The sequence below is a fragment of the Gordonia effusa NBRC 100432 genome, from assembly GCF_000241305.1.
Taxonomy (GTDB): Bacteria; Actinomycetota; Actinomycetes; order Mycobacteriales; family Mycobacteriaceae; genus Gordonia; species Gordonia effusa.
In genome coordinates, this window is record NZ_BAEH01000014.1 from 13,614 (window position 1) to 29,166 (window position 15,553).

Sequence of the window (15,553 nt, forward strand, 5' to 3'; positions counted from 1 at the left end):
ACCTCGGTCAGCCGATCGGCAGTTTGCCGCCAAACAGCGAGTAGACGACCGACAGCATCGCTTTGAGTACTTGAGATCCGACGTCCTGTCCCGGCCCTGCGATCAGCGCCATGAGCGCTTCGGGGTCGCGCGTGGCCAGCAGCTGCTGAATCAGCGGGAACACTCCCGCGAGCCCCTCGGTGTCGACCTCTGCGTTCGGAGTCGATGTCGGCGCGTCGGACGGTGTGGCGCCCAGCGATCCAGTGGAGAGCAGGGGTGAAGCGGATACTCCGGTGCCGGCCGCGTAGCCGAGGATCCCGTCGGTGATGGCTGTCGCATATTTGAGCTGACCAGCCTTGTCCGATAGCGCGGACGCCTCGGTGGGATTGGAGAGGTTGCCCATTTCGATGAAGACCGCGGGCACCGTGGTGAGGTTGACGGCGGCGATATCTGAGCGAGTCTGAATGCCGTCGGCTACACCCGCGTAGTTTGCCGGTGGGAAACCAGCCTTCTTGAACACGTCGCGCATGATGGTCGACGCCTTGCGGCCACCATTCGATTGTGCTTGCTGCGCTTGCTTATTCGACAACGGCAAGGTCGGCACGATCATATGGAAACCCTTTTTCGAGGTATCCGCGCCGCCGCTCGTCGAGTCGGCGTGCAGGCTCACCGCTACCGCCGCACCCGACTTGCCGGCCGCGGCCGCGCGTTCGTCGACGCAGCCGCCCCAGCCGGTGTCATCCGCGCGGCTGAGCACCACGCGGGCTCCCTGACTTTCCAGGCCCGCTTTCACCAGTTGCGCGACCTCCCAATTGACCTTGTGCTCAGGGACGCCGTTAACACCGGTCGCACCCGACGTCTGGCAGTCCTTCATGCCACCGCGACCGTCGGGGACCTGCTTGGTGAGGCTATGCCCGGCCGAGCCGCCCTGATGGCCCGGGTCGAGGAAGATTGTCTTACCGGCGAGCGTCTTGCCCGCGACCGGCACGGGCGCGAGCGGCGCGGCATGAATAGCGGACGCGCTGGTACCAGCAATCACTACGGCCGCCGCCGCAGCCGCGGTCGTCACGGCAGTCTTCCTCAACGCAAACACAAATCGGCCCTCCATACGCAACATTAGTCACAGCAGACACACTGGCACCTTTGGTAACAGTGAAGCAGGGGTTGAGGCTTTTGACGAATCCGCGACCTGGCACGACGGTTATCGTTAGGCAGCTGTGACCTCGCCGAGCCGAAAGCGCAAAGCCTCGTCCCGTTAGGTGGCAGCGAAATAACGGGTGATGCTCAAGATCCCAAATTCGTCGTTAAGGTCGGGCCCGACCGCCGCGCTCAGCTCCGTCTGGACGACCTCTTCGTCGAGGCCAACGCCGATCACGACAATGGCCGTTGACGGCGGTTCCCCCGACCAACTCGCCGCCTCGATGCGAATCCGCCCCCCGACCGCGTGCAGCACGAATCGCCCGCGATGGCCAGGCAGATCGAAATGTGCCCACCCCTTAATCCGATAGGTGCCAGCTGGCGGACGCTCAAGAAATACCGCTAGCCGACGCGGATTCATCGGCTCGACCGACTGGAACGACACCGACTGGTACTCGTCATGCAAATGGCGATGGTCAACGCACTCGTGATGATCATGTGCGTCCTCACGAAGTAATTCGTCGAGTGACAATTGCCGTGGCCCACCGTCCTCGCGCACCGGCGCGGGGTCGAAGAGCATGGTCGGATCGACAACCGATTCCGTCGTAAGCACCATCGGCGCGGTGGAATTGAGTTCGGCGATGGCGCCAAGGACCGTGTCGCGATCAAGGTCGTCTGCGTCGGGCTTGTCGGACAATAGGTCGGCTTTGTTGACGACGAGTAGATCCGCGACACGAATATGGGCCGCCAATTCGGGATGCTGACGCCGACTCGCGAGGAATCCTCCCGCATCGACGAGGTAGACCAATCCGCCGTATACGATTCGCGGATCTGTCAGCCCGGCAACCATTCTGATCAATGTCCGCGGCTCGGCGAGTCCCGACGCTTCGATCACAATCGCATCGATTCCCGCGGCTGGCGCCAGCAAACGCCGCACAATCGCCTCGATTCCATCGGGCGAATCGTCGTCGATCGTGCAACACATGCAGCCGTTACCGAGTCCCACCACACCATCGACTTGACCGGCGACCAATAGAGCATCGACATTGATCGCACCGAAGTCGTTGATTATCAGACCGATTCGCGTCGCACCACTACTCCGGAGCAGATGGTTGAGCAGCGTGCTCTTACCGGCGCCGAGAAATCCGGCGACAACGATGACGGGAACTTGACGCGAGGACGAACTCATCGACTGTGCACCGGTTCGGCTGTGTCCAGGCAATCCGGGCAGATGACCACCAATTCCCGTCCCTCCGGATCGGGATAGTTGCCTATATTCTTGGTCGGACTACCGCATCGCGAACAAGTGCCGAGAACTTTTGCGTGATCGGAGAAATCGACACTCATTCGCTCGTCGAATACATAGAGTGACCCCTCCCACAGACCGTCGTCGCCGTATTCTTCGCCATAGCGGACAATACCGCCGTCGAGTTGATAGACATCGCTGAAACCACGCTCGCGTAATAACGCACTCAGCACCTCGCATCGCACACCGCCAGTGCAGTAAGTCACCACCGCACGATCCTTCAAATGATCGAACTCACCCGAGTCGATCAGTGGGATGAAGTCACGCGTGGCGGCTACATCGGGCACGATAGCACCGGAAAATCTGCCGATCTGCGCTTCAAGCTTGTTCCGGCCGTCGAAAAATACAACGTCATCGCCGCGTTGCCGCACCAATTCATTGACCTGGGCTGGCGTGAGTCGTTTACCGCCGCCTACGACACCGTTCGTGTCGACTTTGAGCCGCTCAGGTGCACCAAAGCTGACGATCTCCGGGCGGACTTTGACGCTCAATCTAGGGAAATCCTGACCGGTGCCCATCGACCATTTCACGTCAACATCAGCGAACGGTGCATACGTGCGCGTAATTCTGACGTAGCGTTTGACTTGTAAGAGATCGCCACCCACCGTCGCATTGATGCCGTCGACTGAGACAATGATCCGACCGCGTAGTCCGAGTGACTCGCATACGGAGAGTTGCCACAGGCGAATAGCCTCAGGGTCGGCCAGCGGCACAAACACGTAGAACAAGACGATCTTGGGAGTCGACACAAGATGCCAGGGTACGGATTTCCCCGGCGCGGCAACACCGCACCGCGGCGACGGTTCGAGCGCGTGCTGGTGTGCGCTGCGGCGGGAACCGTCCTCTTTGGCGCGTCCGCCTGCGGAATCACCGGCGCTAACGAGCCCGGCGAGATCGTTGTGCCACCGACCGATCGACTTTCTACCGAGACCGAGGCACCCACCACCACCAGCTCCACTGGCCCTCAGCAGTCGTCGACGCGTGAGACCAATCTGCCGAAATGGACCATCGGGCGCACGGTGACCGCCGCACCACGGGTGGATAACAGCCGCTATCACCCGGGTGCGGTAACTGCCGACTCGCCATTGGTCGATACTTCCGGTTTCAATTTCACTACGCCTAGTCGCTCGGTCAGTTGTTCCACCGGCACCAATGGGCGCGATACCTTGGCCTGCGAAGCGACTGGACTTGAGGGCGCTCAGAACCCGCCGGCGAATACACCGTCGACCTGCCAGTGGGCCCCGGAGATGATCATTCTGAGCAACTCCGGACCAACGCATGGCGCATGCGCCAACCTGTATCCGGTGATGCACCGAGGCACCATAGTCAATTTCGGCCAGAGTATTTCGATAAGCCGATTTACCTGCTTGAGCCACATCAGCGGCCTCTACTGCCTACACGCCCAATCGGGTAATGGATTCTCCATCACCTCCGATGGCTATCGAGAAATCAATGCGGCCGATGCCGCGCCGTCCGCGCTCTTGGGAATCGCCAGCACTTCGACATCCGCACCTGACGATGAGACTTCCGATACGAGTTCCCCACCAACTTCCTGAGAATCAGGGCGTCAATTGCCCCTTCTCAGCACAGGCTTAACCGGATTGAGTTAGTCTGTAACAGAATTGTTCGGTTGCGGATTTACTAGTCGTCATTTCGTCCGCCTCTCTGAATAGTCCATCGCAATTTCAGTGTCCTACCCGAAGGAGTGCAGTCCATGGCAAAACGTGAGGTCGTTGAGGTTATCGATGACATCGACGGCAAGGTGCTCGAAGAGTACGAAACCGTTCGCTTCTCGGTAGACGGTCGCACCTACGAATTCGACACCTCTGCCAAGCATGCCGATGATTTCCGCGCGTCGCTGCAGAAGTACCTCGACGTTTCTCGTCCCGTCGCACGTACCGCTCGTCGCGTAGCCACCGGCGGAAACCGCAGCAAGGCCCAGACGCAGGCAATCCGCGAATGGGCGAACGAGAACGGCCACTCGGTCAGCGACCGTGGACGTATCCCGCTGCACATCGTCGATGCTTACGAAGCTGCGCACTAGCCGCAAACCTAGAGTTGCCTTTCGGGCCGTCCGGCGATCGCCGGGCGGCCCGATTCGCGTCAATGACACGGCATGATGCTATTCGAGTAGTGCGCTACTCATGCCGACGATCACGGTCGATGAATACGCTCGCCACATGCACCGCACTTCGCTAACCGATTGGGCACACAAGTCCGATACCCACGACATCGATTTACTTTTCGCGCGTGTGTGGATCGCCGATATCGATGTCATTCAGGCCGGGCGAATACTGGTCGCGCCGGTCACCGCCGCGCCGATTCCGATCAATCCCGATGTGCCCCTGTCACTTTCGGTACATCTGCGAAGCACTTTTCCCATCGCCGGAGTCACCGGCCACGTATCGGTCATCGACGGCGATCAAACCGCCTCCCTATCGCGGACCGCTCACGTCGACGTTGGACGCGACGGGGTCCTCTCATTCGCGCTCGAGCCGCTGCGCCGCTCGCGTCAGCTTCGGGTGGCGGTGTCCATCGACGGCTCCGTCGAGCACGACGTCGCCACGGTATGGCTGGCGCATTCACTCCCCAGCCATCGACCGCAACATGGACAACATCTCCGACCGGGTCTGCGCGCCGATCCTCCTCCTGATCCGCGCGACGTGATGCTCGACGGTCTTCGCCGAAATGAAGAGTCGCTCACCGATGGCTCGATAGGTCAGTCCGATGAGCAGCAGTTCGACGACCTCGCGTTCACGCTCGCTCAGTACTGACATCGCCGACCGGGTCGACGGCTCACTCGGTTGAGGGTCTGGCTCTGTCTGCGCGACATGGTGGGTGCGCAACGACCGCGCCAATTGCAGCATCACCGCAGTGACGCGTTGATCATCGGCGTTCAATGCCGCCTGCCCGGCAAGTCGCGTCGCATCCCAGTTATGCCCGGCGTCATCGAGTCCCCGGCACGCCGTATCGACCTCGGCGGCATCGACGGTCCCGCCGAGCACCCTGATCCACGTACGGCCGGCGCTGGCGAGTGCGGCCGCGTACGAGCTGTGCCGCGCGGCCTCCGCCAGCGCCTGGGCATGCGGAATCAGTTCTTTCGGTGAATCACCGGCGATCGCGGCGTGTACGCCGTACCAATGCAACGCGGTCAGCCAATGAATCGGATTCCCCAGTGCGGCAAGAAGAGTCGTCGCGTCCTCGACCATCGGAGCGACGTCGTGGAGGCGACCCAGTCGTGCTGCGGCCACCCACACCTCGCCGACGAACATCAACCCGAACAGATCGACCGTGTACTCACCGAGCGGGCCGGCCGCATCCTCCCATGCTTGATGAAGGCGCCCCAGGTCTCCAGCTCGCCGGGCCATCGCGATACGTAGGGTGGCGAGCGCCATCTGATCGCGGACCTGTTCGACAGGCCCCAACGCGTCAAGGCACGCCTGGACCGCCTGCTCGTCTCCCTCAGCCATCAGAACCCATGCCGTCAGCAGTGACATCCGGACTCGGTGCGCGGGCGGCCACTGGTCCGCGGCGACGCGTGTCAACAGCGAACGCGCGCGGGCCACCTGGCCGACCTGCAGGGCGGCGATAGCGGCCACTGCCGCTGGGGTGTCCGGGGACAACCCCGCAGTCGCGGTACCCGAGAGGCCAACCGCGCGAGACAGCGTGACCAGCGCTGGTGAACTATCGGTCTCGAGCGACTGCACCAGGCCGCGCAGCAACAGCCGATCGACGGCGGTACCGGCGAATGGCGAATTCACTTCCGGCTCAGCTTCGGTGGCCAACACCCGACGGGCCGCACCCGCGTCGCCGACGGCGAGATGGATTACGCCGGCCAGTGCGGCGTCGGCGCCCCAACCTTGCGGGACCCCGTTGCCGGTGTAAGCCAGCCAGTCGTAGAGTTCAGCCGCACGCGGCGCCGATCCCGAAGCAACGGCCGCGCACGCACTGATCCGCACCGCGCGAAATCTCATCTGTGGATCGGAGTCCTCGCTGGCACCGAAATCTGCCCACAGGCGATCGATGTCGGCGCCTGCCGCCCGTAGGTCGCCAGCGATCGCCTTTGCCTCCGCGGCGCGCACATGCGTCGCCAGCGGATCAGCACCAGAATGAATAGCTAACTCGTACAACATATCCGAGCGAACCGGTCCATCCGCGGCCAACCGGAGGATCGGTTCGACAAGTCGCTCGTCCAGCACTCCGTGGGAGGCCAGCTCGGCTGCGAGCTCCCCCGAAATCGACCCTGCCGACCACAGCGCGTCGAGCACGGCACGACCCAGTTCTCGCCGCCGTGACTCCCCAAGCGCGGTCAGCGCTCCCCGCTGCACCAGCGAGTTCAACTCCGCCGGGCCGGTAACCAGGCCGGTGCCACGCGCGATATCCACCAGTTGATCGGCCCGATCGATCGAAACTCCGAGTGCGGCAGCTACTTCCGCAGAACCGATGGGCGCGGTCAACGTCAACATCGCCACCGTGGACAGTACTTGTCCGCCGAGCCGGAACATCCTCTCGCGCACCGCATCTGTGACCGCAGCGGTCATCCCGTCGGACCGCCCACCCGCGGAGAGCGCGACCAACACCAGGTCGAGGAGGCCACCGGTCATCAGCTGAATCTGTTGCGCGCGAATAGGATCGGACCCGTAGCCCAATTCGGCGGCGAAGGAATCGACATCGTCGGCCGACAGGGCCGTCAGTATCACCGGTGGTGTGTCCCAGGTAAGCGCCTCGATCGCTGCCGACCACGCGGTCTGCCGAGGTCTCGACTCCGTGGCGAAGACGATTGTATGGGTGCCTGCGCGCGCGAGTTTCGAAACCTCGGCGAGGTCGGCGTCGGGGAGCCGGTGGCCATTGTCGACAACGAGTATCTTCTCGTCCGAACTCGGCGTGAGATTCTGGGCGAGCGACTCACCGGCCTCCCGATATATTCGCCGAATTTCCTGAAGTACCAGAGTCTTTCCCGAGCCAGCCGACCCGATGATCGGTTGCACGCGTCGACGGGCCGGACGCGCGGCGATATCGGCGACGAGTTCTGCCGCTGCCGGTGCTACGACTCGAACCATCGGTTCGGTCAGCTCGTGGGCGCTGGCGTGACAGGCCCGCCGTCGGCCGGTGGCGGTGACTGTTCGGGCGGTGTTCCCGATGGCATCACGCTTGGCTCGGTCACCGACGGTTCCGTTGGCCCAGGTTCCTCGGTGGTATTTCCGCCGCCGCCGTCGGGCACCCCTTGTTCGGTTGTGGTCTCCTCGATGGTCCCTTCGACCGACGTAGTCGATTCGGGAGTCGAGAACTGCGACACCGACGTACCCGGCGCCGGTGTATTGGTTTGATTGTCACCGGTCAGCGCGTACGCGACTCCCCCGGCAGCCACCATGAATGCCACTGCGCCAGCGGCCAATAGGGCGAACAGTCGTACCCGACTCCGTGGCTGATCCGCTTCCGGTTCCGCACGTGGCCCGAAGGTTACCGCCTGTGCGCCGCGTTCGGGTTTGTCCGCCGGGTGGTCATCGTCGTATGCCTCGTCCGGGGGCACTTGCCAGCGTGAAGTTGCGGCGGTGTCGCGGATAGGCACTCCGGCAGGCGGGGTCTGGCCCGGCGACACATCTCGCGGATCGGCGACCACCGCTCCAAACACCGCGGGCGGGCGCGACGCGCTCGACGCGGGCGGCACCCCGGGTCGAGGTCGAGGCGGAGTCAGGGTGGACGCCACGCCAGCCGCGCCTCGCGCGGCGGTGGCGTATGGCTCTGCATCGACGACAGCCGCGGTATGAAACTCGGCCGAAAGCCGTTGTGCGACAATGGGCATGGTCGCGCCACCGCCGCAGAGTGACACCGCGGCCACATCTCGGTCCTCGGCACCGCCGCGATCGATCAGTTCGCGTATACCGGTGGCGATCCCTGTCACCTGCTCATCGGCCAGGTCGTCGAGTTCGGATCTGGTGACCCGTACGTCGCCGCGATACATCGGCAAGTCGACCGCTACCGACGTCACCGAATCAGCCGACAGCCGTTCCTTGGCCGCTCGCGCCTCGATCCGCAACCTCTCCAGCGCCGCAACGAGATTGGGGTCAGCTGCGGTGAGGTCTGCCGAGTCGGCGACCTGCCCGAGAATGTGTTGGAGTAGCGCGTGATCGAGATCGATGCCGTTTGCCTCATCCAGCCGAAGACGGTCAGAAACAATCGTGCCGCTCGCGGCGTCGCCAATGGCGACGGTGGTTCCGGTCGCCCCGAGATCGGCGATCGCGACCAGTCCCGCGCGCGGCATGTCGGCGAGTTGACGCAGACGGGCGAAGGCCATCACCAGATCGGTCTCCACCCGGAGAGGTTGTGGCAGCCGAGCGGCCGATGCCGCCGCGGCGAACTGATCTCGAGCGGAATCTGACCAATAGGCTGGGCAGGCAAGGACAAGTGCGGGTGAAGTCTCACCGCCGGTTAGTTGGGATCGGACGAGACTCTTCACGGCGTCGACGGTTAGTTGTGCCGCCGGAAAACTTTGACCGCCTGGCCCCGAAATCGGCACCGGATCTCCAACGCGCTCAACGAATCCGGTGAGCACCATCCCATCGGGCCGAACGCGCGGATTCTCCTCGGGTAACCCGGCCTCCGGAGCGACGTGCGGAGCAACCGACAACTGGGTCGTCCATCTCGTCGCCGCACCGGGATGAGCCGCGGCGATCAAGTTTCCCGCACCGATTGCAACCCCCAGGCAAAGTGTTGCCATGGCGAACTCCGTCCATCGTGTTTCGATGTTCGCATGTAATAATCCCCTCCTGTCGAGGGCAGCGAAAGAAGCTCAGCCAATATGCGGGCGTTTACCCCGTAGACCCGGTTCCCGCGGGGGCCACAATCCCCTAATCCGGCCCGTCTCATTGGGGGAAAATCCCATATTCGATAGTTACCTTTTCGCAGTATCGTGTGGCACATGGCCCCAAGTTCCTTGCTGGACTTCATCACGACGCTCGTCCACGACCCGGCGGCGGCGGCGGCGTATCACGCCGACCCGCAAAGCGCGCTGACGGCGGCCAACCTGCATGACGTGACGACCGCCGACGTCGACCATCTCATTCCGGTCGTTGCCGAGTCGTCCCATTCGGCTCCGACGTCGGGCTCGATCTGGTCAGCGAGTGATGCCGCCCATTCCTTCGACACCGCCGTGGGCGACGCGTTTGCCGGTCCGGGCGATGTCCAGTCGCCGATCGTCATCGATCACACTGCCGCAGAATCGGATTCGCCCTTCGATCCATTTGCCGTTCCCGACGTCGACCCCGCGATTCTCGACGCCGACTCCGGCGACATAGTGCCGAATGATTTGTCGACCACCCAGATCTCCGACGAGACCGACGCACCGAGCGACTTCGCTGACGTTCCCCAAGCACCGGCCGATTCCGACTGGCTCGATAGATCACCCTCCGGCGACTTCGGTTTCGACGGCCATAATCATTCGACGGTAACCGACCATTCGGCTTTCGACGATCTGTAGAGGTTCGATCCCGCAAACCCCCATTGGGGATAACCAGCCCCCCAATCGCGGGTCGCAATGGTGGGGATCGTCCCCATTATCTGACCGACCACTTGCTCATAGCGTTTGTTGACAGATGCCCCTCGACACGGAGGACCGCATTTCGACAATCCGCACCGAGGAGAAAGCAATGTCTGTCAACCAATCAATCATCGATTTCATCATGGAGTTGCTGGGCGACTCGGAAAAGGCGCAGCAGTTCAGTGAGAATCCAGGCAAATGTATGGCCGATTCCGGCCTGCATGATGTGACGCAAACCGAGGTCGCCGAAGCGATTCCCAGTGTTGTCGAACAGGTTTCGTACGGCGGCGGTGAATGGTGCCCACCCATCCCCGCTGGCGGCAGTCCCGCCGACATCATCACCCAGGTGATCAACAACTACTACACAACCGTCATCGGCGATAACAACACGGTCGTGCAGGCCAACGGCCCAGGTTCGGTAGCCGTCGGAGGCGATAACGAGGGCAATATCAGTACCGGAGGCGGTGTCACCGGCGACGGAAACGACGTCGGCAACACGTCGACGTCGCAAACCAAGACCGAGGACAACTCGGTTCACGGCGACAACAGCGGCAATGACACCAAGACATCGAATGCCGACAGCAGCTCCAATGACAACCACGCGGCGGCGACAGCGACAGGCGGCGACAGCGGTGAGAAGCCGGCGGCCGAGCCGCAGGGGCTACATCCGATGGCCGCGACGATGCCGCCGAGTGCGGTGGCATCGCCCGCGGCGGCTGGGATTTCCCCTACCGCGGCCACCACTCCGCCACTATCGGCGACAACATCGATGTCGGCGTCAACGCCACTAGATTCGGCGGTACTTACCACGGTCGTCGCCGCCAACGATCCGTCCGGACCGGGAATCACACCGGAGCTCTTCGGAGACGACTCAGCAGGCATACCTCTTCTGTCCGAAGACAATTCGTTGCCCGCCGATCCCATCGCGCCCACCCCCGAACCGGACGACGGCATCACTATCCCGGACGGGTCGGGCAGCCCCGTCCCCACCTATGACTTCACCGACGACGGCTACGACTCGGGCGGTCTCGACCCGGCGGCGCCCGACCCAACCGACCTCGCAACTGCGATGCCGGACGCCCCGGCCGACGCGTCGACGCCGGTCACCGACACCTACTCACCTGACGCCGCGTCGGATGCGTCTGCGCCGCAAGGGATCGTGGCGCCCGAAGCCGGCCACGATATCCCCGACGGCGTCTACTACTGACGGACGCGTCTATCAGCCGATCCGCGCGGGTCCGATGGTTATCCATCGGGCCCGCGCTTGGCCGTGTTCCGCGCCGGGGATACCCCCAATCCCCCAACATTCCCCGAACGCCGCTCTCCCCCTAGCGCACTACCCCTCCAATTCCCCCCGACCAGTGCGGGGATTCACCCCGTTTTGGCCGTTCGCAGTCCCTCGTAGATTCAGTTTCACCGGGAAATGAAAACTCCCGCAACCACAACCACAACATCTCGACAAGACAGAAGGTAACCAAAATGACAAACTCACAGTGGACCCAGGGAAGCAATGTCAGCGGCGTCGACAACGACGTAACCTCTTCCGGCGGAGCCGGTTCGGTGGCCGTCGGCGGCGACAACTCCGGAAATATCTCTACCGGCGGCGGCGTGACCGGTGACGGCAACTCCGTCGGCAATACCGTCACCAACACGGACGTGGACATCGACAATTCGATCCACGGCAACAACAGCGGCAATACCACCACAACGACCAACGTCGACAACAGCACCAACGACAACCACGCTCAGGTCAATGTCGACGCGGGCGACGGCGGCGCTGGCGGCAGCGGCCACGGCGGCTTCCTCGGCTGGGGCGACGACGGTGGCGATGGCGGCAACGGCGGCGGTGTCTCGCTGGAGAATATCGATCTCGGCACCCACCACACCGGGCCGACGACGGTGAACGACAACGACTACACCGAAACCCACATCGATGATTCGTTCAACACCGACAATTCCGTGAACGACTCGTTCAACGACAATTCCCAGCATGATTCGCATGACGTGAACGATTCGTACAACTCCGAGGACAACAGCGGCCTGCACCTGCCTGACCCGACGGATGCGATCACCGCGGTTGGCGGCGTCCTCGGGGGCGTGACCGGCGGAATCGCTGGCGGAATCGGTGACGCGGCAGGCGGGGTGATCGACGGTATCGGCGACGCGCTCGACGACATCTTCTGACTCTCCGACAATCGGTGGCCTCAGCCCTGCGGGCCGGGGCCATCGGCCACGTGGTGACATCTCTTCACGGAAGGCATGGCCATGGACAGCGGCGCGGCGAAAGTGCTGAAAATCGTTGAGCGGCTTACTGATATGGCCGAAAAGTCCGGCCGGGCAGATCTCGCGCAGCGTATGGCGATAACCAAGGATCGGATTATCGACCCGAGTGCCCGGGTGGTCGTCGTCGGTCGGCTCAGCCAAGGCAAGAGCCAACTGATCAACGCATTGCTCAATGTGCCGGCCTGCCGGGTCGGCGACGGTGAGACGACCGAACTCATCACCGTCGTGAACTTCGGCGATGAACCGACAGCGCATCTCGTCGTGGCCGACGGTGACGCTACCCGCCGAATCGAGATCTCGATCGACGACGTGCACCGGGATTTCGCCCACGCTCCCGAAGCAGGTGGCGCCGAGGTCGTGCGCCTGGAGATCAGCGTGCCAAGCCCATTGCTCAAACAGGGGTTGATGCTCGTGGACACGCCGGGCACCGGCGGTGTCGGATCGGTCCACGCCGCGGCCGCCCTAGGCCTGCTACCGGGCGCCAATGCCCTGATCATCTGCAGCGATGTCAGCCAAGAATTCACCGCCCCGGAGATGACGTTCATCCGTCAGGCAATTGAGCTGTGCCCCAAAGCGTTCTGTGCGACGACCAAAGTCGACCTCTACCCGTATTGGCGTGATGTCGTCGCTGCCGATACCGCACACCTCACACGAGCGGAGATACCGCTAGTCCCCAAACCGTTGTCGTCGACGTTGCGGGCGCACGCGATTACGTTGGAAGACAAAGAACTCAACGAGGAGTCTGGCTATCCCGAACTGCTCCGGTTCCTGTCGGGTGAGGTCCTCGCGCACGCGCAGCAGGACATGCAGCGCGGGGTCCGTTCAGCGATAGCCTCTGCGACACAGCACCTTTCGCTGACCCTGTCGGCCGAGCTCACCGTACTGTCCGATCCCGCCGAGCGGGAACGCATCGTCGCCGAACTGGATGTCGCACGGCGTGAGGCAAAGGAACTGAGCAGCCGGACCGCGCTCTGGCAGCAGACCCTAGGCGATGGAATATCCGATCTGTCCGCCGACGCCGACTACGACCTTCGGGGGCGGTTCCGCACCATCCTCAAGGATTTCGAGCAGGAAGTGGACGACACCGACCCGTCGGTGATCTGGGCCGACCTCACCGAACGTCTCCAACATCGCGTCAGCGAAGCAGTTGGCGATAATTTCATCTGGATACACCGCAAATCCATCGATGTCGCGTCGGCGGTCGCCGAATCATTCGCCCAGGACGGCTCGGTCGCGATTCCCGAAGTCGCGCTGGCCTCGGTCGGTGGGGATCTCGAACCGGTCGATCCGCTGGCCGGATTGGAACAGGCCCCGTCGGGCTTTGGGCACAAGATAATCACCGGCATGCGCGGCTCCTATGGCGGGATGATGATGTTTGGCATGATCTCAACCTTGGTCGGCATGTCGATGATCAATCCGTTCTCGGTACTCGCCGGAGTCGCTCTGGGCCGCAAGTCATATCAGGAAGACCGGGATATGCGGCTGCAACGACGGCGGGGTGAGGCCAAGATGGCGATCCGCCGCCTCGTCGATGACGTGCAGTTCGAGGCTGGCCGTGAATCTCGAGACCGGCTGCGACTAATCCAGCGAGTACTGCGCGATCACTTCCGCGCGATCGCCGACGAAACTACCCGGTCACTGACCGAGTCGATTGCCGCAACCGAGAAGGCGGCGAAAGCCCAAGTATCCGAACGGGATACCCGGTGCCGTGAACTGAAACAACAGCTCACCTTCCTCACTGAGGCGGGCAATTGGGCGCGAGGGGGAACCGAATGAATGCGCACGACCGCGTCGCCGCACTACTTGCCGACGCCGAACAGATATACCGCAACGATCCGGCATTCGCGCAACAACCCGCCGCGGCGTTGCTCGCCGAATGTGCCGCGCGATTCGCCGAGCCGCTGCGGATCGCGTTGGCGGGCACCTTGAAAGCGGGAAAATCGACGTTGCTCAACGCACTCATCGGCGAGGAACTGGCGCCCAGCAATGCGACCGAGTGCACCCGCATTGTGACCTGGTTTCGCCACGGCAGTGCTCCGTCGGTGCGCGCCTGGCATCTCAACGGAATGAGTGCGCCAGTTCCGGTTGACCGGCCGGCCGGTCATCTGAACTTCGATCTCGACGGCCTCGACCCCGCAGCGGTTGATCGGCTCGATGTGGCCTGGCCGTCGAACGAACTCAAACGCACCACCGTCATCGATACTCCTGGCACTGCGTCACTTAACGCCGAAATATCGGCCCGCACAATGCGTTTGCTGGCTCCAGAGAATGGTGTGTCCGGCGCGGACGCGGTGGTCTATCTGCTACGTAGCGCCGGCGCCAGCGATGTCAACGTACTGAGCGAATTGAGCCGCCAGGTCGGTGGGCGCGCGGGACCGCTCGGTGTGATCGGGGTGGTGTCCCGCGCCGACGAAATCGGTGTCGGACGCCTTGACGCCATGTTGTCGGCCAAGGAGGTCGCAGCCGGCTACGCCGCCGAATTGGCCGCTACCGGGTTGTGTCAGTCGGTTGTTCCCGTCGCCGGACTACTCGCGTTAACCGCGCGCACCATGCGTCAGAGTGAATTCGCCGCGTTACAAACCCTCGCCGCCGTACCGGCCAGTGACCTTCAAGTATCGATGCTGTCGGCGGATCGTTTCGCGCGGGAAAACTCGCCACTGCCGCTACCCGCCGATGTCCGCGCGCGGTTGGTGCGGCGCTTCGGGCTGTTCGGCATTCGCATCTCGGTGACACTGCTGCAGACTGGCATCGTAGATTCCTCTTCGCTGGCAACGGAATTGCTGAACCGCAGCGGTCTGACCGAGTTGCAGGCGGTGCTGAACGTCCAGTTCGGCCAACGCGCCGACCAACTAAAAGTTCACTCCGCGTTGAGTGGACTGCGCCGCATCCTCGATGACTACCCAAGCCCGGCGACCAGATCACTCATCCGTTCGGTGGACGAAATGCTTTCTGACGTCCACGGTTTCGAGGAACTCCGCCTCATCGGCTTGTTGCGGTCGCGAACCACGACGCTGTCGGAATCCGAGGTTGTCGAGATGACGCGGCTCATCGGCGGTTACGGCACATCGCCTGACGATCGGCTCGGACTCGACCCTTTCGAAACTATGACGTCGGGGGCACGGGTTGCTCTCGGTGCGGTGCAACGGTGGCGGCAGCGAGCACGACATCCGCTCAACGATGCCTTCAGCCGCCGAGTCTGCAACGCGGCAGCTCGCAGCGCTGAAGGCCTCGTCGCCGAATTCGCTTCTGCACGAGAACAAGCGTCGACGCAGTCGGGGCCGCGGCCGATTCCTCGGCGGTAACCGCACCGT

The 15,553-nt window shown here is 63.0% G+C and carries 12 protein-coding genes; 7 read left to right on the forward strand and 5 right to left on the reverse strand.

Features of this window, described 5'->3' with window-relative positions; all coding sequences use genetic code 11:
- Positions 1-7 precede the first annotated feature (7 nt).
- The 3 genes from GOEFS_RS01580 to trhO form a co-directional block, all read right to left on the reverse strand.
- Positions 8-1,048 (reverse strand): N-acetylmuramoyl-L-alanine amidase, encoded by a 1,041-nt coding sequence (locus GOEFS_RS01580; protein WP_007316113.1) that lies wholly within the window; start codon positions 1,046-1,048, stop codon positions 8-10.
- Between the two features lie 186 nt (positions 1,049-1,234).
- Positions 1,235-2,305: a CobW family GTP-binding protein gene (locus GOEFS_RS01585; RefSeq protein ID WP_007316114.1), complete on the reverse strand. Its 1,071-nt coding sequence runs from the start codon at positions 2,303-2,305 to the stop codon at positions 1,235-1,237.
- Complete coding sequence (trhO, locus tag GOEFS_RS01590; protein ID WP_007316115.1) at positions 2,302-3,171, reverse strand: oxygen-dependent tRNA uridine(34) hydroxylase TrhO; 870 nt, start codon at positions 3,169-3,171, stop codon at positions 2,302-2,304. The genes GOEFS_RS01585 and trhO overlap by 4 nt, the downstream gene beginning before the upstream one ends.
- A 3-nt stretch (positions 3,172-3,174) precedes the next feature.
- Between trhO and GOEFS_RS01595 the strand changes: the two genes are divergently transcribed.
- Together GOEFS_RS01595 and GOEFS_RS01600 are read left to right on the forward strand one after the other, a co-directional pair.
- Positions 3,175-3,978, forward strand: coding sequence for a hypothetical protein (locus GOEFS_RS01595; protein WP_040524258.1), 804 nt, complete (start codon positions 3,175-3,177; stop codon positions 3,976-3,978).
- Positions 3,979-4,136: 158 nt separating this feature from the next.
- Entirely contained in the window at positions 4,137-4,466 is a 330-nt protein-coding gene (locus tag GOEFS_RS01600) for a histone-like nucleoid-structuring protein Lsr2 (protein ID WP_007316117.1), read from the forward strand.
- A gap of 538 nt (positions 4,467-5,004) precedes the next feature.
- Here GOEFS_RS01600 and GOEFS_RS01605 read toward each other — a convergent pair.
- Together GOEFS_RS01605 and GOEFS_RS22255 are read right to left on the reverse strand one after the other, a co-directional pair.
- Entirely contained in the window at positions 5,005-7,482 is a 2,478-nt protein-coding gene (locus tag GOEFS_RS01605) for a LuxR C-terminal-related transcriptional regulator (protein WP_007316118.1), read from the reverse strand.
- An 8-nt stretch (positions 7,483-7,490) separates the two neighbouring features.
- Positions 7,491-9,140: an Hsp70 family protein gene (locus GOEFS_RS22255; RefSeq protein WP_007316119.1), complete on the reverse strand. Its 1,650-nt coding sequence runs from the start codon at positions 9,138-9,140 to the stop codon at positions 7,491-7,493.
- A gap of 201 nt (positions 9,141-9,341) precedes the next feature.
- Here GOEFS_RS22255 and GOEFS_RS01615 point away from each other — a divergent pair, with 201 nt between their 5' ends.
- The 5 genes from GOEFS_RS01615 (at position 9,342) to GOEFS_RS01635 (ending at position 15,544) form a co-directional block, all read left to right on the forward strand.
- On the forward strand, positions 9,342-9,899 hold the full coding sequence (locus GOEFS_RS01615; protein ID WP_040524259.1) for an IniB N-terminal domain-containing protein: 558 nt from the start codon (positions 9,342-9,344) through the stop codon (positions 9,897-9,899).
- 169 nt (positions 9,900-10,068) lie between these two features.
- Positions 10,069-11,166, forward strand: a complete 1,098-nt coding sequence (locus tag GOEFS_RS01620) for an IniB N-terminal domain-containing protein (protein WP_138917836.1) — start codon at positions 10,069-10,071, stop codon at positions 11,164-11,166.
- A 272-nt stretch (positions 11,167-11,438) separates the two neighbouring features.
- On the forward strand, positions 11,439-12,143 hold the full coding sequence (locus tag GOEFS_RS01625) for a hypothetical protein (protein ID WP_007316122.1): 705 nt from the start codon (positions 11,439-11,441) through the stop codon (positions 12,141-12,143).
- Between the two features lie 75 nt (positions 12,144-12,218).
- Positions 12,219-14,018, forward strand: coding sequence for a dynamin family protein (locus GOEFS_RS01630; RefSeq protein WP_007316123.1), 1,800 nt, complete (start codon positions 12,219-12,221; stop codon positions 14,016-14,018).
- Positions 14,015-15,544 (forward strand): dynamin family protein, encoded by a 1,530-nt coding sequence (locus GOEFS_RS01635; RefSeq protein ID WP_007316124.1) that lies wholly within the window; start codon positions 14,015-14,017, stop codon positions 15,542-15,544. Before GOEFS_RS01630 ends, GOEFS_RS01635 begins: the two co-directional genes overlap by 4 nt.
- Positions 15,545-15,553: the final 9 nt, after the last annotated feature.